Origin of the sequence: Limibacter armeniacum (assembly GCF_036880985.1) — a bacterium.
GTDB classification, from domain to species: Bacteria; Bacteroidota; Bacteroidia; order Cytophagales; family Flammeovirgaceae; genus Limibacter; species Limibacter armeniacum.
Genome location: NZ_JBAJNO010000009.1, coordinates 138,382 through 165,381, shown reverse-complemented (window position 1 = coordinate 165,381; position 27,000 = coordinate 138,382). Strand labels below are relative to the sequence as shown.

Here is a 27,000-nt window from a genome sequence, read left to right as displayed (position 1 = left end):
ATTCAAAGTTTTTATTGGTAGGGTATTGTGGGGTGTTTGAGGAGTGGTAGGTAGAATGTCCCTGACATTAATGAGGAATAGGTATCAATACAGGGACATTTTTGAATTTATTCATAAGACCATAACATCTCAATATGTGGGATATCATCTTCCAGATACATTGCTGAAACTTGTTTAAATCCAAGATCTTGATAGAATTTTAGCAGATATTCCTGAGCTGAAATTCGGATATTCTTTTCTTGCATCTCCACTTTCATATATTCAATTGCTTTTTGCATAACAGCTTTTCCAAGCGCCTGTTTTCTGAAGTTTTGAGAAACCAGTACTCTGCCGATTGACGCTTCATTGTAGGAAATGCCCTGAGGTAGGATTCTGACATAAGCAGCGATTTCTCCATTGCTTTCAGCATATAAATGAAATGCTGAAAAATCCTTACCATCAATATCCTGATACGGACAGGTCTGTTCCACTATAAAGACTTCACTTCTTGCTCCGAGGAGTTTATAAAGCTCTACATTTGTTAATTCATCGAATTTCTTGATATGCCAATTCATCTAAAAAGTCAGTATAAGGTTTAAAACTGGTCAAAGATAAAAATTGTAAGCTGTTTCAGCCAATACTGATCCTACAACTCGATGTCAAGTGTGTCAGAGATACTAAAGTTGGCATTTGATTCATTGAAATTCTTGGACGTTTCAAGAACATTACCTTCGCTTCTAGCTTCAATTCTCAATAGGATATTTCCAGTTGTTAACCTTCCACTGACTTCCATAAAAGCTTGGTTTCCGGAGTTGATGCTCAGTTCTCTACTCCAAGGTAAGGTGGGGTCTAGTACAGTTGTCAGTGTGCCATCATTGAGCGCGTAGCGAATCATGGAAACAGCAGCAGTTCCTTGGCTTGACTCTGTAACAGTATAGGTGATAATATATGGTACCGAAGGCGATGGAGGAGGGGTCTCTTGAAGTGTGGTCTCATCACAGCTGATAAGTATACAGACAGTGAGAATAAGCATGAGCAAAGTGAAGCGAAACAGTTTCATACGTGTGGTCAGTTAAGTCATGAATGTCCAAATAGGGGAGACATTCTAAATAGTAAATGAATTTTAACATAAGAGTGTTCCTTTTAGCTTAAGAATAGGAGGTTAAATAACTAAAAAAGGCAGTGCCACATTAGTGGTCACTGCCTTTGCAATATATGTTGACTATCTAATACAGTCGAAACTATTAATAGTTGTATACCTTTTCGTAGTACTGTTGTGCCATACGACCTGAGTCGAAGAATGGAAGTACATCACGCATAGAGTTTTTCATATAACGTAACCACTCTTCTGGCTTATCATAGTACATTGGAATGATGGTCTCTTCCAACATTTCCAATAAGCTGTTCATATCCTGATTGTCTTGATCATGAACAGGCTTACTCATATCCGGACGAGGGATTACGAATGCGTTTTCACCACTAGCGAATTCAGGAATCCATCCATCGTTAGTTGAGAAGTTGATAGCACCATTCATAGACGCTGTCATACCTGAAGTACCAGAAGCTTCTCTAGGTACACGAGGGTTGTTCAACCAGATATCTGCACCTTGTTTCAGTTTTCTTGAAAGCTTCAATTCGTAGCCTACCAATACTGCAAGGTTCTTATATTTCTTAGCAAGGTGTACCAGGCTATTGAAGATCGATACAGCGCCGTAGTCCATTGGGTAAGGCTTACCTGACCAGATGATCTGAATTGGTCTTTCTGTGCTTGCAAGGATTCGCTCGAAACGCTCCTTGTCTTTTGTGATCAAGTCAGCACGTTTATATGCAGCGAAACGTCTTGCCCAAACAATAGTCAGAGCATTCGGATCCAAAACTTTACCTGTTTGGTCAGCTACTGTTTCAAACAGTTTCTCTTTCAGGTATTTCTTGCGGGTAATCAGTCTTTCGTTTTCACCTTTCTCCATTGCTTCGTACAGCTGGTAATCTTTCCAGTAACGCGCATTTTGAGCATTGGTAATTGAAACGATCGGACAGATGTTGTCATACTTAGCCCACATTTGTCTTGATACTTCACCATGAAGGGCAGATACGCCGTTGGCAATTTTTGAGAATCTCAATGCAGCCAGTGAGTGTGCAAACATGTCACCCGTGATGCCAGTGACTTTTCTAACTTCCTCAAGTGGTTTACCACAGAAGTAACCCATCTTGTCAAGCAGTGTGATCTCATGCTTTTCATTACCTGCTTCCTCTGGAGTGTGTGTAGTGAATACCAATCTCTTTTTCACCTCTTCCACGCTGTTATACTTGCTGTACAAGTAGAAAGCCGAAGGAAGTGCGTGAGCCTCATTCATGTGGTAGATATCCGCATTGTATTCCAGTTCGTCAAGCAGTTTTGCACCACCGATACCCAACAGGATATACTGTGCTACCTTAGCGTTAGCATCTGCATCATACAGCTTGTGACTGATCGACTGAGATAGGTAGTCGTTCTCAGGAAGGTCTGTAGTCAGGAAGAACATTGGTACTGTATTGAAGACTTCAGGAGCCAAATACTTGGCAGTTACCCAAACTGGGTGTCCGTCTACTTCAATCGTGAATTTGATGTTTGTATCCTCAAGGAAGTTGTAGATTTTTTCCTGGAACAGCACATCCATTTCTTGGTTACCTTTTCTGATTTGGTCATAATAACCATACTTCCAAAGTACACCGATACCAATAAAGTTTTGTCTCAGTTCATAAGCACTTCTCATATGGGATCCAGCCAAAAAGCCAAGACCACCTGAGTAGATTTTTAAAGGTTGGTCAATGGCGAACTCCATGCTGAAGTATGCAACACGCGTTTTGTACTTTGGATCGTACGCATAAGAATGCTTGAATTGCTCGAAACGTGACATATTTGTGAATTTTGATTTTTTCTGTTTCTATCAGAAAATAGCATCGGGTTAAAATCCTATTGCTATTATTTAAAGTAATAATCTTATAAGCGGGGCAAATTTTCGCAATTATCAAGGAGAATTTTATGACTTACATCATCTATTCAGAAGGTCATATTCCGAAACCCGTTGCGAAACCGAATGATGTTTTACAAATAGATGTTATTTTTACATTTTTTGAGGTTTATGATTAATTGGTTTTAGGAAAATTTGGATTGTTAGAAGGGGAAGTCCTCCTTCTTACAGCGGCTAACACCATTACCGATAGCTGGATCGGAAAGTTGTTTTTATTGCAATTGAAAATACTTTTAATATTTAAAAATTAGAAGAAAGCACTCAAGAAAATCTAAATAGTAGGAACTAATTTTGAAATCTGTAAGCTTAATTTCAAATTCAATGGGAAAAGAAACAGAAATACAGAATTGGTTTGAAAGAAATGAAAGTCAATCTGAAATAAGTGAGACTTAAATCATCACTATTCCGTCTCGAATTTGGTTATTATTAAAGTGAGTAAGCTCAAAGTCTGAAGCTGTACTCTTGAAATTGCCATTTGGCATAAAACGATCTAAATGGACGATACAACCATGGCTATTATCAGCAGAAAAAAAGTGCCTTACAGAATTCAGGAACCGCTACACAGGTTTTTGGAACAATACAATAGAATTTCCCCGATTTCAATCCACTATGAGGATTTGCTCAGGTACGAAAATGTACTTCCTCTTTATGACAAGCATGGGGAAGATACCCTTTGGTATACTGTTGTGTATAACCATGCAGATATGGAAGCAATCCATGAAAACCTCAAGATGATTTATGCCACTCTGAAAGCGGACGGAGATATTTCCTTGATGGAACACCTTTACATTGATCGGGTAGACTTGTGTTCTTACGGAAACACACAGCCGTTTAGGGTAAGAGTGGTCAATAGGGTTAATGACAACTTTGATTACTTCTATATAAAAGTGGCAGATGCTTCGAGGGTGTATGGTCTTGAGTTGGAAGATATTTTATCCCCGAATAGGGTCAATTTTTTGGTGCATGAACAGACGCTGATTGAAGAGCATATAGCAGGGATACCAGGTGATATGTTTATATCAGATTATTTGGAAGATGGGCATCAAAACAAAATTCGCTTGGCAAAAGAATTTATCAAGTTCAATGAGCGATGTTTTGTGCAGTTGTTGGGAGATATGCATTCAAGCAACTTTGTGGTAAACATTATCCCTGATTTTGATGAGATCAATTATAGGATCAGGGCAATTGACTTTGACCAGCAGTGTTATGAAGGCAGGAAGAATATTTACTTGCCTCAGTTCTATAAGCAGAACATGCCGATCATAGAGTTAGGGATGGGGAGAATATCACCCGAATCAACTAGGCAGTACCAGGCTGAGGAACGTTTTATGATGGCTACAAGGTTGATCGGTTCCAGACATAGGGCGAGGGATATCTTACGTGCCATGCGCTCTGATAAGATAGCACCCCGAAATAATGTTGTCTCACTTAGAGAAGACCTTCAGAAACATTTTGACCATGAAAAGTTTTTGAAGTGTGAGAGTATGGGAGAAATCCTGACTGAGAATATGGAGCTGCTACTTAAAAAGCAAAACAAGTATAAGGCGATGATCTAATGTTTATTGATTATTAACAGGTAAGTTTGCACAATTTTAAGTCTGGTCGTGTTTACATTTTGGCAATCAACAAAAAAGCCAATCCTAACTTCCATTTGTTATAGTGGGGGTTTTGATATGTAACAATAACTGACTTACTATTTTATGCAACTATCAGAAAAAATCAGCTTGCTTGAAGATTACTTGAGCGACAAACTCCACAATTCTGGTTTTGAACTTGTTGAAGATGCTCCATTTGTAAACATAAGGAGGGCAGAAGATGGGACGATCCTACTGGCAGGGAAATCAATGACAGAAAAGGACCGTTTTTATACTTTGGAACGGTTCGTTGAATCTTTGGAATATTGGACAGTTGAAGAGTTGGTTGCTAAAAGCTACTCACTAAACTAAGTCTTAAAAGCATAATAAAAGGTCCGCAATAACAAATTCAGGTTTGTACTGCGGACCTTTTCGTATTTAAAGAAGATATAAAAATCAAATTACACTGAACTCGATTCTACGGTTTTTGGCGCGGTGTTCCTCAGAGTCATTTGGTACCAATGGTTTTGACTCACCATAACCGATTGATTTCATTCTTTCTGCTGGAATACCATGCTCTTTTAAGTAATTAACCACTGTTTCAGCCCTTTTCATGGAAAGTTGCTTGTTATGGTTTTTATCACCTGTATTATCTGTATGGCCGCTAATCTCAATATTCAAATCGGAGTTGCGTTTCAGAAAGTTTACTACATGATCAAGCTCTGATTTGGATTCATCTAGCAAGGCGTATGAGTCGTGCTCAAAAAAGATGTTGTTCAATGTAATGGACTTTCCTTTTTCAATTGGGTCAAGGTAAATGTCCATTTCCAATCCTTCCGTATCCTGACTTCTATAGTCAAAAGACAAAGTCTTAAAGAGATAGCCAGGTCTTGAAACATACATGCCATATTGCTTGCCTCTTGGAATGACAGTCAGGTAATCTCCATGTTTAGGGTCAGAGAATACAGCAGATACCAGTTCGTCAGAGCTTAGTTCTTTCAGTTCCAAATATGCCTTGATTGGCTGTTTTGTTTTAGCATCATACACAGTTCCTTTTACAAACCCAGTTGGAGTACTAAGTTCCATGCCTGATGGTAAGTCAAAAACAGTGATATGGCTTCTGGTAATACCATCTTCCTGACGGGCTACTTCTTTAGAGTAATAGGCTTTTTTGCCATCAGCAGTGATGTAAAGCGATACTTGTTCCTGTTGGTCATTAAGAGGGTATCCTAAGTTTTTTGGTTCCCCCCATGTGGTAGAGTCCATTTCTGAAATAAAGAGGTCTAGCCCTCCAAAACCAAGGTGTCCTGCTGAGGCGAAATACATGGTTTTTCCATTGGCGTGAAGGAACGGTGATAAGTCGTCACCTTCGGTATTGATAGGTTTTCCCACATTGTCCGGTTTACTCCAGTTTCCATCGAAGTCCATCGTAGAAACCCATATGTCTTTTCTACCAACTCCTCCTGGTCGGTCAGAAACAAAGTAGAGCTTTCTGCCATCAGCGGAAAGTGCAGGCTGTGATTCCCAGTATCTTGAATTGACTGGTAATCCCATATTTTGGGGCTTGCCCCATTCCCCTCCAATTTTTCGGCTTATAAAGAGGTCACAGCTACCGTAAGAGTCACGCTCCCTTGTTCTTTCACATGAAGTGAAGATGATGGTTTTTCCGTCAGCAGAGATACTGCAAGTACCTTCATTGTAAGGGGTATTTAAGACTTTAATTTCGGTAGGTTCTGACCAATGGTCTCCCTGCCAGCTACATTCGTAAAGGTTCTCATCATCCATGGCATTTCTAGCAGTGAAAAATAATGTTTCATTGTCTGCTGTAATGACTGGGAAGTACTGTTGCTCTAGCTGATTGACAGTGTCGCCAAGTGAGTGTGTAACAATATCTAGTGGATGCTGTTTCGCATCAATGGCAAAATCTGAAATCCTGATGATTTTATTAGCCGCGTTTATTTCTCTCTTGGTTCTAGGGTCTTTGTTTTTAGCCAGAAAGTTCTCTGCATATTCTTTAGCTTTTTCATAGTGGCCATCACGGATCTCGTACTGAGCTAAGGTGAAATAGACTGAACTAAACCTGATATCTTCACCACAGCACCTTATGATCTCTTCATACTCTTTGCGTGCCTGATGGTCCCTACGAGTCATCATGTAGGTATAGGCAAGTAGGTAATGTGCTTCTCCATAGTCAGGCTCCATGCTTAACAGTTTCTGAAGCTCTTTTTCAGCTTCCAGTGTCTGCCGTGATTTGACATAGGCCTCAGCTTTTTTTAGCATTTTCTGAGCCTTTGAACTTTGTGCTTGTAACCCTTGAAATGAAAGCAGAAGCAGTATAACTAGTAAATAGGGGGTCTTCATTGAATATAAGAATCAGATAGTAAATGTTGTAATTGCAAGTATTTATTCAAAAGTATAAAAATATCCTGATTGAAAAAGTGCAATTTTAATGAAGGGATTTCACTCAAATCATATGCCGCAATAAATAGAGCTACAGGTGTTGAGCCAAAGAGGGCTTAAGAAAAGGTATTTGTAATACATTCCCTTAAGCCCTCCTGTAAAGACGAAAGTTATTGCTGAGTAATTTTATCTCAAGAAAATAGGCTTTCAGTAAGTTCATCTAACCTAGCTACTGGATGAACCTTGATTTTATAATGATCTAATTCCAGTCCTTTCAGGTTGTATTTCGAAACAAATATATGCTTGAAACCTAGCTTTTCAGCTTCTGAAATTCTGTTTTCAATTCGGCTGACAGCCCTGATTTCACCTCCCAAGCCCACTTCAGCAGCAAAGCAGATGTCATTTTCCAAAGACCAGTCTTCATGAGAGGAAATCATGGATGCACAGATTGCCAAATCGATGGAAGGGTCTTCTACCCGTAAACCACCTGTGATGTTCAGAAATACATCAGAGAAATTGAGCCTGAATCCACCTCTTTTTTCCAGAACCGCCAAAAGCATATTCAAGCGTTTGGTGTCAAAACCATTGCTGTTTCTTTGAGGGTTGCCATATACCGATGGGGTAACCAATGATTGTACCTCCACCAGCAGCGGACGGTTACCTTCCATGACAGTTCCGATGGCAATGCCACTTAAAGCTTCATCCCTTTGTGAAAGAAGTATCTCTGACGGATTATTTACTTCCCGAAGTCCCGAAGACTGCATCTCATAAATCCCTAACTCTGATGTTGAGCCAAACCTGTTCTTGTTGGTTCTTAGAATACGGTATGCCATATGGCGATCTCCCTCAAATTGAAGTACAGTATCTACCATATGTTCGAGTACTTTTGGTCCAGCAATATTACCATCCTTGGTGATGTGACCAATCATAAAAACCGGTGTTCCTGTTTCTTTGGCAAAACGAATCAGCTCAGCTGTACACTCTTTCACTTGGGAGACACTTCCTGCCGCCGCCTCCAGAAAAGAAGAGGAAAGGGTTTGGATGGAGTCAATTACGACAACATCTGGCTTGAGCTGTTCAGTCTGCTGAAAAATATTCTGAGTGTTTGTTTCTGTCAGGATAAAGCACTGCTCAGAAACAAATGGGATTCTTTCTGCCCTTTGTTTGATCTGCTGGTCGCTTTCCTCACCTGATACATACAACACCTTCTGCTTGTTGAGGGTAAGGGCAATCTGTAACATCAGTGTGGATTTACCGATACCGGGTTCACCACCTATCAGTACAACAGAGCCAGGCATAATGCCTCCACCCAATACCCTGTTGAGTTCCTGATCTGTTGTGACAATCCTGTTTTCTTCTTTGTAGGATATTTCCTTGATGGCTACAGGTTTGTTTGCCACTTTTTTTGCAGGTTCACTACTGCTTGTGGGTTGCCAGCTTCCCTTTTGTGGAGCGGCATTTTTGTCCTGAAGGATTTCTTCTACAAATGTGTTCCACTCGTTGCATGAAGGGCACTTTCCTTGCCATTTGGCAGATTCAAAACCACAGTTCTGACAGAGATATGCCGTTTTCACCTTTTTTGCCATGATATATAAGATACAAGATTTTAGACTTAAGCTTAAAGGGAAATAGGAGTCCTTTCATTAAGAATGGACATAGGCCTGATCTGATCTCCCTTTTGAAATTCAAACAATAAATTAAGTTGAACTTTAAAAGGATAACAAATTTTACTCAATATTGATAAAATGATCTTGTAATGACTTTTACTAAGGCGATGAAAGGAATAAAAGAAGGTCAGGTACTTACGTACCTGACCTTTATATTGTGTAACCTGAAATGGTGCTTATCAAGTGTGATGATTAATCGCTTCGTCTAGTAGTGGATGGTTTACAGGAATCAGAGAATGTTTGGTTAACCCTTTGAATACTGTAAAAGCAAAACCTGCCAAAAATACCAAGCCAACTCCTACGGCAAATAGGCTCATACCACCCATGGATTTAAGTGTACCTGGTGTGATCAATAAATAGAAGTCCAGCCAGTGTCCAATAAATACAATTGGGCAGATAACTTTTAGGAAAGTCTTTTTCCGTTTGGCATCTCTTGTCATCAGTGCCAGCAGAGGGAACAGGAAGTTTAGGAACAGCATGAAGAAGAAAAGTCCTTTATAATCAGGGTTGCCCAATCTATCTACAAAATAAATAGTTTCTTCAGGCATGTTGGCGTAATAGATCAACAAGAACTGTGAAATAAATAGGTATGACCAGAAGATGGAGAAACCAAAGATGTATTTGCCTAAATCATGCAAATGGTTTTCATTGACGATCTTGAGGTATCCTCGCTGCTGAAGCATAATCGTAATAAAGGTCATGGCACAGAGTGCTGCTACCAACCAGCTGGATAAGCAATACCACCCAAACAAGGTAGAGAACCAGTGTGGGTCTATCGACATTATCCAATCCCAAGAGGCAATGGATTCAGATACACCAAAGAATATGAGAAAAGCAACAGAGATCCGTTGTGACCTTCTGAAGTGCACTACAGAGTCTATATGCTGATCTTCATTGACAGTGATTTTGTTAAGCATCCACCAGAACAGGGTCCAAACGCCAACAAAGAAAACCATCCTGATCAGGTAGAAGGGAATATTGAGAAAGCCTCGTTTATTATAGAGAATTGGATCAAAATCTGGATTTCCTTTTTCATATAGGTAGCCATGTGTCCAGTGGAAAATCTGGTGGTTTCCCCAAAGGAAAATGAGAAACAGCAGTATACCCATTATAGGTACATATCTTCCAAATGCCATCATGACGCGGACAATAGGAACTGACCACCCCGAATTAGCTGCATATTGAACAGCAAAAAAGAAAAACCCGAGCAAGGACATTCCTAAGAAGAACACTGTATTGGTCCAAAGGTTGGATTTGATGATATCAGTCCAGTGGAATACAGCATGATGTTCGCCTGCATGTTCTCCTCCGTGACTGCCCGCAGCTCCATGTGCTGCATCATGACCCCCAGTGTGAAAAATCCCCTCTACACCTCCCAAAAGGATAATGATCAGTCCAACAACTGTTACGATACCACCAATAATGGCCAGTCTTGCGATTAATCCTTTGAGGGCAGGGGTTAGTACAAAATTTTCCTTTACATCGACAGGAGTGTGTGTGTGTTCATCCATAAGTTGCAGTTTTTGGGTTGGGAATTATGCAGACTTACGCCTGTAATCAGTGTGCTATTGATAATATATAATTCTACAACACATATTTACAATGATCTTTTCCATTTATAGGAAAAATCTGATTTTTAAAAGGTTGGCTAGAGGGAATAGGGAAGGGAGGTCGATTAGTAATTGCCCCTCAAAAAATAGGATGAAACTATACAGTCCTAAATGAGGGCAATGTCTTGTTGGTGATTAAATAGGCACATTCGTACAAAGGACCACTTTCTTTTTGAAGAAAATGCTCATGCTTATTTATGCTATTTTGTTTTGTATAAATCAAAGCAATCATTTTATGTTGTATCAGCTACTCGAAGTCTGATTGCTTCAGAACATTTTCTGTATTGTCGGAATCAGCACCTGTAGGGGTATCTTTAAACTGACTGAGATTTGAAAACCCCAAAAGCAGGAATAAGATAATAAACATCACTAATGCATACAGATTTTCTTTTGTCATAGCAGTAAAGGTTTAATTTGTAGTTATTTGTATAAGTGTAATGTAGACGTTTTAACTTGAAGTTAAGTTGATGAGGATCAATAGAAAAGGATGATTTTAAGCAGGGATGTGCTTTTGATAATAAAAAAAGGCTGTCCCTTTAGAGACAGCCTCGAAGTATATTGAAATAAAAAGATAGATAGATTAGAATTTGTAATTCACAGACAAGTTAAATAGTGTACCTAACTGACTGAAGTGTGAACCATCATAAGTCATTTGAGAGTAACGTTGGTTAAATGTGATCAGGTTTGACTGATCTTCAATTGGAGTAAGACCTGAAGCTGTCACTTCCTTGCTATCCATCAGCTTTTGGCCTTCCTCGTTTTCTGCAACAAATTTCCATTCTGGCAATACATTCAGGATGTTATTGATGTTGGCAGCGATTGTCAACTTCTCAGTAGCATTGTAAGTAACAGACAAATCAGTTACAATTTTAGGGGTAAACTCAGTTCTCAGATTTTCATCCAGACCTTGCTGCTTAAAGGTTGTTTTACCGAAGTAAGTATTGTTGACTGCTACATTGAACTTGCTGATACTATAGTCAACACCGAATATCCATTTTGTTTTTGGTCTTGAAGTAAAGAATAATGCTTCCTGAGTAGCGTTTACAACTGATTGTCCTGCATCCTCTACAAGCTTAGGGTTTTTTACTTCACCTTCTCTTTCGTTTTGGATAGTATAGTTACCTGAAAGGTTCAACCCAATAAAGCCTGTACCCAATGGAAGGTCTCTGTAGCTTGCTACAAAGTCAATACCTGAAGTTCTTGTGTCAATAGCATTTACAAAGAAGCTTACGTCACTCATATTATTGTCTTCTAGCACTTGATCAAGAGGTGTGTCACCTGCTTCAGTACCTGAGATCTCCGTACTCAATACAATACGGTCTTCAACCGCAATGTTGTAGTAGTCGAGTGTCACACTGAAATTACTGTTAGGCTTAAAGCCCAAACCAGCTGTCAGGTTGGTCGATTTTTCAGCTTTTAACTGAGGAATACCCAAAAGACTAGCTTGAGGTGAAACGTTGTTTACTAAACCTCCAACTTGGATACCTTGACCAGGTACAAATGAATACTGTGCTTTCTGGGTGTAGATCTGATGTAGAGTAGGTGCTCTAAATCCAGTTGAGGCAGAGGCTCTGATTGTCATCTTGTCATCCATCATTTTGTACCTAGAGCTAAGCTTCCATACAAATGTGTTACCGAAGTCACTATAGTTTTCACCTCTGATGGTACCATTAACTAGGAAGTTGTCAGTGATGTCCCAAGCCAAGTCAAAATAACCACCCAAGTTATAGCGGTTGAAAGCGCCTGAGTTCTCTGGTGTATTACCGGCAAATGAGTCAGCACCACCACCATCGTACGAAGCTAGAATCCCTTCGATCACTGTGAAAACCTCTGTTCTGAATTCTGCACCAAAACCAATACTTAAACTTGGAACCACTCTTTTTGATATATCCAAGTTTCCTACCAAATGGTTAAATGCAGTTCCCCCTACATCAAAAGTTACAGGACTATTCTCTCTATATAATTGATTATCTTGGGTAACCTCTCCATCATCCACAACATTGTTGTTATTTTCATCTACCCAAGTTGCAGGTGCAAGCACCTTATTTCGGTTGTGAGAATTACTTACTGTATAGACTTGTGAGTTACCGCCTGCTGTTAGGCTGACATCGTGGTTCCAGCCATTTGTTTGTCCCTTGAAACCAACTGTTGCATTGTAGTCATTCAGTTCACCTTCAAAAGTAGGTACATAGCCATCATAGCCGTTTGGCGTACCTGGGGCAGGGAAGAAATCAGCCAAGTATGGCATATCTGCTACTGTTCTCCAATAAGGCGTACGGTAGTTAGCAAAGCTGTTTACTTTCTTGTAAACATAAGCCGCATTAAAGTAAAGTTGTGAGCTAGCATTCAAATTAACACCACCGTTAACCAAGAACTTGGCTGCAGTAGTCTCAGGAGAACCATTGATATTACCTGCATCGGGTTTTCTAGAAAGGAATTCCTCAACTGTTGCCAGATCAGCTTCAAAGTCAAATGCATCACCTTCAGCATTTACAGTACCTGGGCGGTTAGCCAAGTAAACCTTTGAAAGGTCAATTGTATAGTTCAAAAAACCTTTGTCTTTTAGGTTGATGCCATTGTTTAGAGCCAAGCCAAATGATTCACCATCACCTTCTGAGGTAATGCCAGTGTTCAGCTGAATTGAGCCGTAGTCAGCGTCATCTTTCAGAATAATGTTCATTACACCAGCGATGGCATCAGAACCGTATTGAGCTGAAGCACCATCTCTTAGGATTTCTACACGCTTGATCGCAGAAGTTGAGATAGCTGAGATATCAGCACCCGTTTCACCACGTCCTGGTGCTGTTTGGGTGTAAAGCAGCGAACTAAGGTTTTTTCTCTTGCCATTGATCAGAATCAGTGTTCTGGATGGCCCCATATTACGGATTTCATATGGGTCAAGTAGTGAAGTTGCATCATTTACAGGAGTTTGAACCGTGTTAAATGATGGTATTTTGTATTGCAGTGCCTTGTCAAAAGTAAGCTGACCAGTTTGTGCTAGTTCTTTTGTTCCCACTACATCAACTGGGACAGGGGTGTCAGCGTCACTTCTTGGAGCACCTCTGGTACCTACAATAACAACTTCTTCTAGTTGATCCAATTCCATTGTTACATCGAAACTTTTGGCTGTGCCCAAGTTGATCTCAGTCTCCTTGAATCCGATATAACGGACAACAAGTATAGCATCTCCTTTAACTTTAATTGTATAGAGACCGTTTACGTCTGTGGTTGTACCATTGTTGGTGCCTTTTTCCATAATTGTGGCTCCAACTAGCGGTAGTTGGTCATCTCCAAGTATTGTACCTTTGACAACACGTTCTTGAGCATATAAGCTGCCTATTCCCAATAAAAAGGTGGTAATAAAAAGTGCAATGATTTGTTTCATAAATAATATGATTTGTTGAATTGAACTGGATATTAAAAGTTTGTTAATAAGATTTAATTATAGTTGAAATATTTTGTTGAGTTCTGTGTAAATCTATATTAATTCTTTATAAACGCACAATATCAGTATAAAATATTATATGTAGATAAGTTTGAATAATGAATATTTACTCATTTAAGTGTAATGTTAATACTTAACTAATTCGTTATATAAATAATTGATTATCAATACTTAAGTGTTAACTATTTGAATAGAAGGTTTATTCAATAAGAATGAATCAGCTTTTTATGCTAGGAAACTTTTTTTGAAGAAATTTTTGGAATGAATACTTAAATGTTCGGTTATCATCTAGCTTTTATAGGAAAAGAGCTGTTTCTAACTATCACGATGTATTGAGGAAGAGGAGTGTTTTGGCTTAGAGAGAAAGAAGGCGAATATAAGTATGCAGTCAGAGTACTTAAGCCCTGACTGCAATAGTGATTTTATAGAAGATGCTTTTGTAAGATCAAAGGTGGGTGTAGGAGTTGTTATACAAGTTAAAATCCGATTTTGTTGGCTTTTTCCACCTGCTCAAACCCTTTGTCTGTATAATTGAAGATATCTGCTAATGTCATTTCTTCCTTCTCTGAATGATGTCCTAAAGTGTCAAGCAGCTTATTTGTTTTATCACTGGTAAGCGGTTCAAACTCATAATCAGCGATCATCCTTCCTTTTCGTAACAGTGCTTTGTCTATCTTGTCAATACTGGTATTAAAGGTGCAAATAATTTTTATGCTCAGATAGTCACTGAAAAGTCCGTCAGTCAGTTGAAGAATGTTCGACACAACAGAGTTTACTTTGGAATCCTCTCTGGTTGTAATCACTTTTTCTGCATCCTCAATAATGAGAATGGCATTCCGGTGTTTGAGCAAAAAAGAAATAAACTCAGGGTCAAGAAGTTCTTGTACGAACTCATTTTGAACAAAAATAAATGACTTCTCCTTGTGTTGACTGATAAGGCTCTTGATGTAAGAAGTCTTCCCAGTACCTGGAGTGCCATGAAGCAGTATCAAGCCTGCTTTATCCTTCTCAAGAGATGTTTGTATAATTTTATCCACAGGTTTGAAACTGTCATTATACAGGTTGTCAAGGTCTATCTCAAAGTGATCTGCCTTTACTTCCTCTGTATCAAACTTATCCCTTCCTTTTGTCAAGACTTTAAAAATGGGTGTTTTCCTTAACCCCAATTGTGACCTAAGTTTATGGTTAGTTTCTAATACCCATTTTTCAAGTGCTTTATCTGCAGCATCATAGAGAAATTGGACAAATAATTCATTGTTGTTCAATTCTACCAATACCATAATGCTATTCGACTTTCCCTTGAAAGTATAGTCATAAGGGTAGTCTTTTTCCAGTGTAGCATCATTGGAGTCTTCCGTGTTCCAAACTTTGTATATGACTTCCAAGTTCATCGATGCTGGGTTGATAAGCTCGATCGCCAACTCCATATTCTCCTTATTTTCTTTCAATGGGAGTTCCATGGTGAGTTGAGATGGAATGGTATCATAGCAAAGAACAAAATATTTGTTTTTACGGAAGTCATCGTAATCATCAAATGCGTTAATCAGGTCTTTTACCATAAGAATGTAAATCTGTTTGTGAAAAAATTAACTGGTTATAAAATTTGCCAATATGAAAAAATGCCCATTAAAATAGGCATTAGCATAATTGGTTTTTCAAAAGTGAGTCAAAACATGTGTGACCTTAGTGAAACTTTTGAGCGACTCTATTTAGCTATTTGATCAGTTGCTTTTCTTCAATTGGTCTTTTGTCCGTCTTTAATTTTCTTGTCCAGAAAATGATATACATAGTGCCAACAATGGTTGGACTGATCCATGCAATTGTGCTATTCAGGTTTAAGCCTGCTACAATAAAAGCTGTAAAGGATGCGATTAAAGCACCCACCATTCTGCCAATATGATTCTTTAGCCTGAGGCTCTTTTGTTCTTTGAAGGTCTTGAATGACTTAAAGTCTGTGATGGTCATGAAAAGTCCAAACCCTCCAAAAAACAGGAATAATGTACCTTCATTGTTATTTTTGGTCAGGTTATAACCCCCAATGGCAAGCATGGCAATAGAGCCAAGTAACATGAGACCTGATATTGACTTATCAATAATATCAGCTTGACTTTTGTTGGGGTACTTTAGCGTTAGTGCTCGATTACCAGCCAAAACCATGTAAATGGTGAAGATCCCTATCAGAAATAAGAAGAGATTTTCATGCTCCGGCACTCTCGCAACAATCAGCGATAGGACAGCACTTCCAATCATGGCAATGGAAAAGACTTTTCCTGATTGGGTGTGTGGCTTGCTTCCTTTTTTTGTAATAACACTGGCTATACCACTGAGAAGTCCTAAGCCACCAAGGAATGCATGAATGTAGATAAGGGTTTGTGTTAGTTCTTTCATTTTTGAATAGTTAAATAGCCTAATGGCAGGGTTTGAAATAAAGAATTGGTTTGGTTTTTCCTTTGTCAACTAAACTTGGAGAACAGGTCTAGTGACTGTGCTGAAGTTTGAAAGAAAAAATTGCCTTGATTAAAGAGTAAAAAATCCTTTCGAAGTTCAATTTAGTATTTTCCTGTATTTCCACATGAATATTCTTTTACAAGTATTCAATTAACAGTTGGGTATTATTTTTTGACTTGTTCTTTCTTCCAAAGAATATCTTTCTATTAGGAGAAGGAATTGTGGTCAAGTGTACTAGCCAAGTCTTCCGCAATTAGGCTTCAAAACCTTGTCTGAGCTAAATGTTTTGGTAAGTGTATCAGGGGGTAGATGTACGCTCGTTAGGCAATGATTGAAAATATTACGATTAGTTGTGAAGGTTTCTTTATTGAAATTTTGTCTTAGATGATTGCAAATGCTACTTTTGCGGGGGATTTTCGAAAGACAAATAAACAATGCTTTAATTAGCACCATTCTTATGAAGAAATACACTTATACGGAGAAAAAAGACACTAGATCTGGATTTGGCGCGGGTCTGCTTGAATTGGGAAAGAACAACAACGAAGTAGTAGCACTTTGTGCTGACCTTACAGGGTCGCTTAAAATGGATGCTTTCGCTGCTGAGTTTCCAGAGCGTTTCTTTCAAGTAGGTATCGCAGAAGCCAACATGATTGGTATGGCTGCAGGTATGACAATTGGTGGTAAAATTCCTTTTACAGGTACTTTTGCTAACTTCTCTACTAGCCGTGTATATGACCAAATCAGACAGTCGGTAGCTTATTCCCGTAAAAACGTTAAGATCTGTGCTTCTCACTCAGGAATAACACTGGGCGAAGATGGTGCTACACACCAAGTATTGGAAGATATCGGTATGATGAAGATGCTTCCTCATATGACAGTAATCAACACTTGCGACTTCAACCAAACTAAGGCAGCGACGATTGCTATTGCTGAATACGATGGTCCTGTTTACTTGCGTTTCGGACGTCCTGCAGTGCCTAACATCATGCCTGATGACAAGTTTGAGATTGGTAAAGCTGTGATGTTGAACGAAGGTGCTGACGTTACAATCGTAGCAACTGGTCACTTGGTATGGGAAGCGATTCAAGCTGGTGAAATGTTGGCTGAAAAAGGTATCGATGCTGAGATTATCAATATCCACACTATCAAGCCACTGGACGAAGAAGCAATCCTTAAGTCTGTGAAGAAAACAGGTTGTGTTGTGACAGCTGAAGAACACCAAATCTTTGGTGGTCTTGGTGAGAGCGTTGCCGGTGTATTGGCAAGACAGTTCCCAGCTCCAATCGAGTTCGTTGGTGTAAAAGACGTATTCGGTGAAAGCGGTACTCCTGATCAACTGATGGTCAAATATGGATTGAAAGCTGAAAATATTGTGGCTTCAGCAGAAGCGGTAATGCAACGTAAAGCTGCATTGGTATAAGCTGAACTCCATCACAAGAATATATAGGCTCCTGACAGTTTTTCTGTCAGGAGCTTTTTGTTTTTATAAGGTATCTCTATAAACCCTTTCTGGTGTTGTACCATAACTTTATTCAAATCATGCATTTTTCAGTTGTAATTGAGCGTTAAGAACACTAATTTAATTAGAGCCTAATAGCCAGTATTTAGACCTAGTTATAGGACTCATTGACTTTCACTTTGTACACTTCTTTTTTTCTTATCCCTGACTGCAACAATTACATAGCAGTTGATTGTGACTAATTGCTACCCATTGAGATTTGACAACCTTTGCATGAAAAACGCATTACTTTTATTCTTTTTACTTACAGGATTAGAGGTGGTTGCGGGCTTGCCCAATAAAGCCTTAAACCAGATTGACAGTCTAAAAAGCCTGTTGAATGATACTGCTATGCATGACACTACAAAGGTGAATGTATTGGGGGAGATTGCTTGGATGTATCGATATTCCTCTACCGATCAGATGCTCGCTTATTCAACTGAAACCTTAGAGCTGGCAACGCAACAGAATTATTTGCCGGGGATTTTATTAGGATCACTCTCATTGAGTTATGTCTATTTCAAAAAGGGGAGTTATGATGAGGCTTTGAAACATTGTGACTATATACTCAGAAGAGCAGAGGAAATAGGGGATAAGGAGTATATGAGTTATGCATTTGTCGGAATGGCAGAAATATATATTGAAAAGGCATTTTATGAGGAGGCAAGCCGGTATGTGGTAGAAGCAGAGGAGATAGCATCCAATACAGACTATGAACTTTGGGCTCGGATTCTTTCTTGTAAAGGGATTGTTGCAAAATATAGCGGTGAGATGGTGCAGTCATTGGAGCTGTTCGAAAAAGCATTGCTTTACAGCCAGTACATTCGGGACGACTTTTTTGCCATGAAAGTATTGTCGTCAATGGGAGACCTGTTCTTGGAGACAAAAAAATACCGAGAAGCGATTGAATATTACAACAAGGCTCTTGGACTTCAGGAAAAAGGAAATCTTGAGACGGGATATAAGGCTGAGTTGTTGAATAAGATAGCAATGGTTTACCTGAAGTTGAATCAACCTCAAATGGTAGAGTATTTTACTTTAAGGGCAATTTTCATTGCGAAAAATGTACAGGATTACGAGGAATTGCAGGAGGGGTATTATTTCCTTTACAAAATAGAAAAGATGCAAGGAGACCCCTCTAGAGCATTGAAATACTTAGAGCTTCAAGGTGTGTATAAAGACAGCTTGTTAAGTAGTCAGCATGAAGATGAAATGGAATACCTGATGATGCTGAACTCTGTTGAGGAGCTTGAACGTAAATTGAGGTTATCAAGAGAGACACATATTGAGCAGCGAGAACAGCATATGACAACTGTTATCGTAAGCTTTGTGACCATTGGTGTGCTGATCTATTTTGCGGTAGGTATGTATCGGGAGAATAAGGCTAAGAACAGTGCGTATGATGAACTGACGGAAAGGCAACAGGAAGTTGAGAATATAAATGAAGTACTTGAAGGAGCTAACAAAAAGCTGAGTCAATATATTGATGATAGACACTCAAGCTTGCGGTATGCTCAGAAAATCCAAAATGCATTGCTCCCTGATCTGACAGAGATCAGGGAGAAAGTAAGCGAATCATTTTTTATGCTGAAACCAGTTGATGAAGTAAGTGGAGATTTCTATTGGTATGCATATTTGGATGGGATGGCCTATATCGCATGTATTGACTGTACAGGACATGGTGTGCCTGGTGCATTTATGAGTGTGATAGCAGATAGTTTATTGGGAGAAATGGTCTTCTTGAATCGGATGAGAAGTCCGGGAGATATCCTTGCAGGAATGCAATATGCATTGGAAAGCAAGTTGAGTAAACAGTCTTCCAAAGTTTCGGATGGAATGGATATAGGTTTGTGCTGTATCGACTATGAAGAGCAGGAACTCCATTTTTCAGGAGCAAAAATTTCATTGGTATACTACGATGGTGAAGGGCAAAAGGTAATTGCAGGAAACAGGAGGTCAATCGGAAGGCAACTTGGAGAAAGAGAACCCCATGACGAGTTTGAAGACCATGTATTACCAATAGGAAATGATCAGATGTATTATATGTTTTCCGATGGATATGCTGATCAGTTTGGCGGTAAAGCAGGAAAGAAATTAAAGAGGAGAGGTTTGTATAAGATTTTGGAAGCCATTCAGCACTTGCCAGCCCAAGATCAGTATCAGTTGTTGGAGTCAACCTTTACGACTTGGAAAGGCGATTGTGAGCAGGTTGATGATGTATTGGTGATTGGATTTAAAGTTTAAAAGAAAGCCCTCAAAGAGAATTTTCACGCTTTGAGGGCTTTTTTATTAATGATATTACTTAATCAATTTTTTCAGGGTCTGTTTCCAGCGGTTCTGCAATACCATATTCATCAAAGTAGATTTTGAATTCAACTCTTCGGTTGATTCTTTTCTCTTCGTCCGAAACGGGGTTCGGGATAATAGGTTCAGTATCTCCTTTACCATCAGCAATTACCCTGCTTGGGTGAAAGTTGCCATAAGATAGAATATACCCTCTAATTGCTTCAGCCCTTCTCTTTGACAGAGTCAAGTTAAATGTTGGATCTCCATCAGAGTCGGTATGCCCAGTTACTCTTAATCGGTACTTAGGACGTTCTGCCAAGAAATCAATCACAAGGTGCAGGTTGTTTTCCATACCTGGTAGGAGTCTTGCACTGCCTTTTTCAAAGTCAATTGACTTAAATGTAAGTACACTATTGATGCTTACGGCAGGGATTTGGACTTCTTTATCACCATCTAGATAGAACATTTCTTCTATTCTGAAGAAATTGTCTCCTTCCACTACCAGTAAGTATTTCTTCTTGTTGATCAACTCAAAATCAAATGAGCCATCCTCCCGGATTTTTCTTGGTGCTACCTCTATACCATCTGTCAGGTCAATGATTGTCACTACACCTTGAAATACTTCACCTGTTGTCTTTTCAATAATTCTACCTGAAAAACGAACTAAATTGTTTGGTTTAGCTTCCATCGGCAGAGGGAACGATTGCAAGTCCATATTAGGCGCATCCTGTTCATAAGACTTGGCATAGAACAACCATTTAGATTGTGAATCTATGGCAAAGTAAAACTCATTGCCCTCACCATTGACCAATGGACCTACATTTTTAGGTTCAGTCCATTCTCCTTCTACCACATATGATTTAAAGATGTCATAGCCACCAAAGTTTAGAAGCTGACCGTCAGAACTGAAGTACAGCAAATGGTGCTTGGCATGAGGGTAGGGGCTAACCTCATTGCGCATGGAATTGATTACAGGGCCTACATTTTTGCATTCCTCCCATTCACCTTTTTTGTCTTTGGTAGTGTACCAGATGTCGAGACCACCAAATCCACCTTTTCTGGCAGATGAAAAGTACAGAGTATCCTCAGTCATGTTTAAGGCAGGGTGAGAGTCCCACGCATAGCTGTTGATCTTTGGGCCTAAATTGGTTGCTTCAGACCAAGTTCCATCTTCCTGTAGAGAGGAGGTGTACAAGTCGCAGTCACCTGAGCCATCAGGTGCATGGCAACGTACAAAAAAGATCGTTTTACCATCTTTTGAAATACAAGGCGAACCCTCGTTATACTGAGTGTTGATTCCGTCAAATGGTTTTGCCTCCTGCCATGTACCGTCAGGGTTTTTCTGAGAACTGTAGATGTTTTCGATTACACGTTCACCGTACAGGTCTTTATTGATGGTAGAGGTGTCTAATACCACTCTCTTGGAGGTGAAAATAAGTTGTGAATCATTTTTGCCACCGATGGTCATTCCATACTCATCAAAGTGTGAATTGATTTCACTACCCATTTCAGTCAAAACTTCTTTAGGTGGCTTTAATGTATCTATCTGGAGCCTTTTCTCTACCAGTCGATAGTAATACTCAAGATCAGCATACAGCGGTTTTTCAAACTTGATAAGTGAGTCATAAGTATAAAGGGCATCTTGTACATCACCTCTGTAATGTTTAAGAATCAATCTGTATAATTCTTTCGTTAGCTCAGTTTGGTCAAAATATTCAGAAACACGAGCCAACCTCCAGACAAGATCCATATCTCGCTGGAGAACGAAGTTGTTGACCCCAAAATTAGAAATGTACTGATAGAGTGCTTTTAAGTAACCCTCCCAATCTTTGTTTTTTTCTAATTCATAAATTCTTTTTAGCTCTTTTTTATCATAATAATAGGCTACCTTATTAATGTTGTGAAAGCGGATTCCTGGAAGCTTCAAAACTGAGTTAATTTCTCTAGGTGAGAAGTTTTCAAGCAACAGACCAACTTCTTTTTTTGGGTTAGGCTCTTTTTTCTTTTGTCCGTACAGGTTCATGCAATTGAGTAAAATGAATGTACTTAAAAAGAGAAATAGAGTAGAAAACAATGTATGTTGTTTGTATCTCATTGACTAAGCCTTACTTGATATTCTGGTTATGTTTAATAAGTTGAAAGCTAGGTGATTTTTGGCGAAAAATGATGACCAAATTAATCCATGTAGTCCTTCCAAGTGTTGACAGCTATACTTTACTACTGTCAGTCGTATTGTTACATGTGCTATTGACATAAGGCTGTTTTTCTATCAGTAGCACCATGTAGATAATATGGTTATTGACTCAAAAATATGAAAAGTTCTATAATTATTAGAATGTAGAAGAGAACCCTTAATTGTTTACAGAGAATTTAATTAAGATAAAATAATACTTAATAAGTAAGTATCGAGATGATGTAGTGTCGATTTTAAAGGGAAATCCAATGAAGGAATGACAATCAACTGATATGAAAATTGGAGTGTCAGGAGCAGCGCCTTTAGACTGTCAAGATGACAAACTGCAATTTTGTCATGAGATAAGTATATTTTTCTGTCAGTATGGCAATGTAGCAATCAATGTAATTCTTCAACCTGTAACTTAGTTAATTTGACTGTTAAGTGTTGATAATGAATATCAAATAAGTGGAATTATGGTAAGTTGTGGTAACTGCCATTCAGCTGTCCCAATTTTTTATAATGGGAGACCTATATATCATTATGTCAGTTATTCCGATTGGCAAGCCAATTGATTACTTTTATATCTTGATTTGGTATCAATTGAGATTTTCTCATAATAAATTTGAGTTAACGTATCAATTGAATCCATACCACAAATAGCATTGAAAATATCATTGTATGCTTGATGAGCATGCACATTATAAAGTGTGAATTGATCAAAATGGCATTGAAAAGAAATAGTATAGTATTAAGTGAGTTATCTGGAATGGAGTCAGACGATCAATTGATTTCTGTAGTTCCTGCGGAAGAAGATGACGGGGAATTTGACGGCGTTGAAGGTCTTGAATTACCCTTGCTGCCATTGAGAAATGCAGTTCTTTTTCCTGGAGTTGTAATTCCTATCACTGTTGGGCGTGAAAAATCAGTGAAACTGGTGAAGAATGCTTATAACACAACAAAAGTGATTGGAGTTGTTGCACAGAAAAACAGCAGTAACGAAGACCCGAGATTAGGGGATGTGTATAAAGTTGGTACGGTAGCACGTATCCTGAAGACCCTTACTTTGCCTGATGGTAATACTACAATCATCATTCAGGGTAAGCGAAAATTTGAAATCGAAGAGCTAGTTTCTGAAGACCCTTATATGGTTGTAAAAGGCAATGTATTGGGTGATAACTTTGATTTTAGCAGTGAGAATGAAGAGTCAGCTTTGATTGATTCACTGAAGGAGACGGCTTACAAAATCCTTAAACTGAACAAAGACATTCCTGAGGAGGCTCGCACTGCTCTGGATAATATTTCAAGTCTGTCGTTCTTGACATACTTCTTGAGCTCTAACCTGAATGTAGAGGTAAGGGACAAACAGAAGTTGTTGGAAATTCATGACGGCAGAACAAAAGTGACTACGTTGCTTGAGTACATGTTCAGGGAAGTTCAAATGCTGGAACTGAAGAATGAGATCACTAGCAAAGTGAACTTTGATATTGACCAGCAACAGCGTGATTACTTCCTGCGTCAGCAAATGAAGGTATTGCAGGATGAGTTGGGTGTGGACAGTCCTGATCGTGAGATTGAAGACCTGATTGTTAGGGCTGAGAAAAAAGAATGGCCTGAGATAGCTAAAAAGCAATTTGATAAAGAAATCCAAAAGCTTAAGCGAATCAACCCGGCAGCAGCTGAGTACCCGATAACGTTGAGTTACTGTGAGTTCCTGTTGGACTTGCCTTGGAGCGAGGCCACTGAAGATGATTTTGACCTGAAGAAAGCACAGAAGATTCTGGATAAGGATCACTATGGGTTGGATAAGGTGAAAGATAGAATCATTGAATATCTGGCTGTACTGAAACTGAAGCAAGACTTAAAAGGTCCTATCCTTTGTTTGTATGGACCTCCAGGTGTAGGTAAAACCTCTTTGGGTAAGTCGATTGCGAAGGCATTGGGTCGTAAATATGTACGTATGGCTTTAGGTGGAATGAAGGACGAGTCTGAAATTCGAGGTCACCGTAAGACGTATGTGGGAGCAATGCCTGGTAGGGTGCTCCAAAGCCTGAAAAAGGTCAATTCATCTAATCCTGTTTTCATCTTGGATGAACTGGATAAGTTGGGTGCTGATTTCAGAGGTGATCCCTCTTCAGCATTGCTTGAAGTACTTGATCCTGAGCAAAACCACACTTTTGTAGATAATTATCTTGAGGTTGAATATGACCTTTCAAAGGTATTGTTTATAGCGACGGCCAATTCCCTTGATAGCATTCAGCCTGCTCTAAGAGACAGGATGGAGATTATTGAGATCACAGGATATACGGTTGAAGAAAAAATTGAAATAGCCAAGAAACACCTGATTCCTAAGCAACGTAAGGAGCATGGTTTGAAAGGTAAGGATGTTTCTTTTTCTGATGCATCCATTCGTTTCCTGATTGAAGGTTATACTAGAGAGTCTGGTGTTCGTAATCTTGAAAGAAAAATTGGGGCAGTAGTCCGAAATATTGCGAAGTCAGTAGCATTGGAAGAGGAGTATAAAAAGAGTATAGGAGCAAAAGAAGTAGAGAAGATACTTGGAGCACCTGTATTTGATAAAGAACTCTACCAAAATAATGACATTGCTGGAGTAGTTACCGGATTGGCATGGACATCAGTTGGTGGTGAGATTCTGTTTATTGAATCGAGCCTTAACCCAGGAAAAGGTCGATTGACTTTATCAGGTCAATTGGGTGATGTAATGAAAGAGTCAGCTACTGCTGCACTTTCTTACCTGAAAGCAAATGCCAAGAAGCTGGATATTGATCAGCGTATTTTTGATAAGTACGATTTGCATATCCACGTACCGGCAGGTGCTGTACCTAAGGATGGTCCTTCAGCAGGTATTACCATGCTGACATCAATGGCTTCTATCTATACTCAAAGAAAAGTAATGGATAGATTGGCTATGACAGGTGAGATTACTTTGAGAGGTAAGGTATTACCTGTAGGGGGTATTAAGGAAAAACTGCTGGCAGCCAGAAGAGCTGGTATCCGTGACATTATTTTCTGCAATAAGAACAAGAAAGATGTAATGGAGGTTGATGAACAGTACCTTGAGAACCTGAATATTCATTTTGTAGAAAATGTGGATGAAGTATTGAAGATTGCCTTGCTGGATGAGAAGGTAAACGATGCGATAGAGTTCGATTTGGATTAATGTTCAATCCTTGAAAATATAAAAAGGTAATTTCTCTTTTGAGGAATTACCTTTTTTTGTTTGTATCAGCCAATAGCAAATAATATTTCACATTTAATAAAAATAAAGAACTGCTTGTGAGTGTGTTACGATTTTAAGGTAGATTACATTAGTGTTAATATTTGTTATAAACAGAGGAATATTTATATATTTGCTGAGCAATATCCTTCAAATAGGGTGCTGAAACCAATTAAGTAATCAAACAATTTTCTAGCTAAGAACTAAAACCAATTAATTACTACTATCCTGCTACTTTCATTTATTTTTTCCTTGATTCAATTCTGAATTTACTTTTTGGCTTGCATATAAATAATCGGTTGGAACCTGAATACTCTTAGGGTAGCATATTTATAATTACAGACCCAAGCTTCAATCAAAGAATCAGCTTGGCAGACCGCAACTCCAACAGGGCCACCTTTTGATTCCCATCTTCCCAATCTTTTTAAATCTGAAGTACGGTACACCTCCAATTGATCATCACCATAAGAAGTACAAAATAGTAAGCCTTTATCGTATGAAAGGTCAAGCGTTCGGGGATCATCACCAGTTACTTGTTCCAGAATAGGGTAGTGGTCACTTTTGCTGATTTTAACGAGTTTCTCCGGACTACTTAAGGTTACATATAAATAGTGATCATCCTGTACAATATGTCTGGGAGTAACCATTCTTTTCAGAACAGTATCTTCCTGTGAGGTAGATAAGTTAAGTACAGAGATACTGGCACCACCCATATTGTTGACGTATAGCTTTTTGTCATTTTCGGATATAAGAAGCCCTCTAGGAACTGCACCTGTTTTCAGGTCTGTTACTTTTTTCCAATCATCAGGATCTGAAGAGGATATATCAATAACACTGACAGAGTTACTATGCCAATTTGAAACATAGAGGGTCTCACCATCAGTTGATTTGGTAATGACTTTTGGTGTTTTACCTGTCGGGATAAATTTTAAGGAAGTGACTTCCCGTGTATTATCCGAAAGTATGATATGGGCTTTTTTTGTTCGTGACTCATATTCTTCTGTATGGTGAAGGTTCCATGCCACGATTCCTCCAGCATTGTGTAGCGAAATCCATAGGTATTTACCATCATGAGAAAAACAGCCTTCTACCGGTTTTTCCTGATAGGATTTAATCCATTCTCTTTTACTGTAATCATATCCTTCTCCTTCTGTAGGTATAAACCTGAGTTCACGGTGTTTCTTAAGGGTAACCCTGTCAATCTCATAAACACTCATGCCTTCAAGATTGAGCGTGTAAACATACTTTTGGTTAGGAGAAATCAATACTGATTTGACACCTCTTCCAACAGGGATTCTAGCAGATTTTATCAGCTCAAGGCTGTCATAATAAGGTGCGGCAGGTTTATAATCAAATGGTTCGTGGTCATCATTCTGGAGGCTAGACATTAACACCTGCTCTGCTTCACTATTGGTATGTTGGTTAGGAAATAGAGACTGGATATTAATGCCATTTAGAAGAAGTAAGATTAAAAGCAGATCAAATGAGGCAATTAGCGTCAGGACGAAAACCTTGTTTTTAGACATGGTAAATTTAATCGTTAAGGTTCTTCAGTTTTTAGATAACAGTATTAAAGTCAATGAGTTTGACAGAAAGAATAAATATGGGAGGGAATGAAACCTTCTGTCATTTATTAATAACTGTAAATGAAATACACTATTTAATATAAAA

Annotated in this window: 17 protein-coding genes; 5 read left to right on the top strand and 12 right to left on the bottom strand. The window is 38.9% G+C overall.

Translation table 11 applies throughout. The annotated features are described in order from the left end of the window. Window positions 1–107: 107 nt before the first annotated feature. From V6R21_RS18275 to glgP, 3 genes are all read right to left on the bottom strand, one after another. The gene (locus tag V6R21_RS18275; RefSeq protein ID WP_334245028.1) at window positions 108–554 is read right to left on the bottom strand and encodes a GNAT family N-acetyltransferase; all 447 of its coding nucleotides are present in this window, start codon (window positions 552–554) and stop codon (window positions 108–110) included. Window positions 555–625: 71 nt separating this feature from the next. Continuing rightward, window positions 626–1,039, bottom strand: a complete 414-nt coding sequence (locus V6R21_RS18270; protein WP_334245027.1) for a hypothetical protein — start codon at window positions 1,037–1,039, stop codon at window positions 626–628. A gap of 184 nt (window positions 1,040–1,223) precedes the next feature. Further along, the gene (glgP, locus tag V6R21_RS18265; RefSeq protein ID WP_334245026.1) at window positions 1,224–2,876 is read right to left on the bottom strand and encodes an alpha-glucan family phosphorylase; all 1,653 of its coding nucleotides are present in this window, start codon (window positions 2,874–2,876) and stop codon (window positions 1,224–1,226) included. Window positions 2,877–3,499: 623 nt separating this feature from the next. On the opposite strand from glgP, the gene V6R21_RS18260 reads away from it, so the two are divergent. Together V6R21_RS18260 and V6R21_RS18255 are read left to right on the top strand one after the other, a co-directional pair. Beyond that, complete coding sequence (locus V6R21_RS18260) at window positions 3,500–4,546, top strand: hypothetical protein (RefSeq protein WP_334247586.1); 1,047 nt, start codon at window positions 3,500–3,502, stop codon at window positions 4,544–4,546. Window positions 4,547–4,690: 144 nt separating this feature from the next. After that, the gene (locus V6R21_RS18255) at window positions 4,691–4,936 is read left to right on the top strand and encodes a hypothetical protein (RefSeq protein WP_334245025.1); all 246 of its coding nucleotides are present in this window, start codon (window positions 4,691–4,693) and stop codon (window positions 4,934–4,936) included. An 84-nt stretch (window positions 4,937–5,020) separates the two neighbouring features. Here V6R21_RS18255 and V6R21_RS18250 read toward each other — a convergent pair whose 3' ends face one another. The 7 genes from V6R21_RS18250 to V6R21_RS18220 all read right to left on the bottom strand — a co-directional run bounded on the left by V6R21_RS18250 (window position 5,021) and on the right by V6R21_RS18220 (window position 16,074). Then, on the bottom strand, window positions 5,021–6,844 hold the full coding sequence (locus V6R21_RS18250) for an OmpA family protein (RefSeq protein ID WP_334245024.1): 1,824 nt from the start codon (window positions 6,842–6,844) through the stop codon (window positions 5,021–5,023). 311 nt (window positions 6,845–7,155) lie between these two features. After that, entirely contained in the window at window positions 7,156–8,550 is a 1,395-nt protein-coding gene (gene radA / locus V6R21_RS18245) for a DNA repair protein RadA (protein ID WP_334245023.1), read from the bottom strand. A gap of 260 nt (window positions 8,551–8,810) precedes the next feature. Continuing rightward, entirely contained in the window at window positions 8,811–10,142 is a 1,332-nt protein-coding gene (locus V6R21_RS18240; protein WP_334245022.1) for a quinol:cytochrome C oxidoreductase, read from the bottom strand. A gap of 346 nt (window positions 10,143–10,488) precedes the next feature. Then, entirely contained in the window at window positions 10,489–10,638 is a 150-nt protein-coding gene (locus V6R21_RS18235) for a hypothetical protein (RefSeq protein ID WP_334245021.1), read from the bottom strand. Window positions 10,639–10,821: 183 nt separating this feature from the next. Beyond that, window positions 10,822–13,626: a TonB-dependent receptor gene (locus V6R21_RS18230; RefSeq protein ID WP_334245020.1), complete on the bottom strand. Its 2,805-nt coding sequence runs from the start codon at window positions 13,624–13,626 to the stop codon at window positions 10,822–10,824. A 536-nt stretch (window positions 13,627–14,162) separates the two neighbouring features. Then, window positions 14,163–15,245, bottom strand: a complete 1,083-nt coding sequence (locus tag V6R21_RS18225) for an AAA family ATPase (RefSeq protein ID WP_334245019.1) — start codon at window positions 15,243–15,245, stop codon at window positions 14,163–14,165. A 154-nt stretch (window positions 15,246–15,399) separates the two neighbouring features. Then, window positions 15,400–16,074: a hypothetical protein gene (locus V6R21_RS18220; protein WP_334245018.1), complete on the bottom strand. Its 675-nt coding sequence runs from the start codon at window positions 16,072–16,074 to the stop codon at window positions 15,400–15,402. A 517-nt stretch (window positions 16,075–16,591) separates the two neighbouring features. Here V6R21_RS18220 and V6R21_RS18215 point away from each other — a divergent pair. Both V6R21_RS18215 and V6R21_RS18210 read left to right on the top strand, forming a co-directional pair. After that, complete coding sequence (locus tag V6R21_RS18215) at window positions 16,592–17,554, top strand: transketolase family protein (RefSeq protein WP_334245017.1); 963 nt, start codon at window positions 16,592–16,594, stop codon at window positions 17,552–17,554. 312 nt (window positions 17,555–17,866) lie between these two features. Next, window positions 17,867–19,876 (top strand): tetratricopeptide repeat protein, encoded by a 2,010-nt coding sequence (locus V6R21_RS18210; RefSeq protein ID WP_334245016.1) that lies wholly within the window; start codon window positions 17,867–17,869, stop codon window positions 19,874–19,876. Window positions 19,877–19,934: 58 nt separating this feature from the next. Here the strand turns inward: V6R21_RS18210 and V6R21_RS18205 are convergent, their stop codons facing one another. Then, entirely contained in the window at window positions 19,935–21,941 is a 2,007-nt protein-coding gene (locus V6R21_RS18205; RefSeq protein WP_334245015.1) for an OmpA family protein, read from the bottom strand. 874 nt (window positions 21,942–22,815) lie between these two features. On the opposite strand from V6R21_RS18205, the gene lon reads away from it, so the two are divergent. Beyond that, window positions 22,816–25,272, top strand: a complete 2,457-nt coding sequence (lon, locus tag V6R21_RS18200) for an endopeptidase La (RefSeq protein ID WP_334245014.1) — start codon at window positions 22,816–22,818, stop codon at window positions 25,270–25,272. 326 nt (window positions 25,273–25,598) lie between these two features. Here lon and V6R21_RS18195 read toward each other — a convergent pair whose 3' ends face one another. After that, window positions 25,599–26,855, bottom strand: coding sequence for a YncE family protein (locus tag V6R21_RS18195; RefSeq protein WP_334245013.1), 1,257 nt, complete (start codon window positions 26,853–26,855; stop codon window positions 25,599–25,601). Window positions 26,856–27,000: the final 145 nt, after the last annotated feature.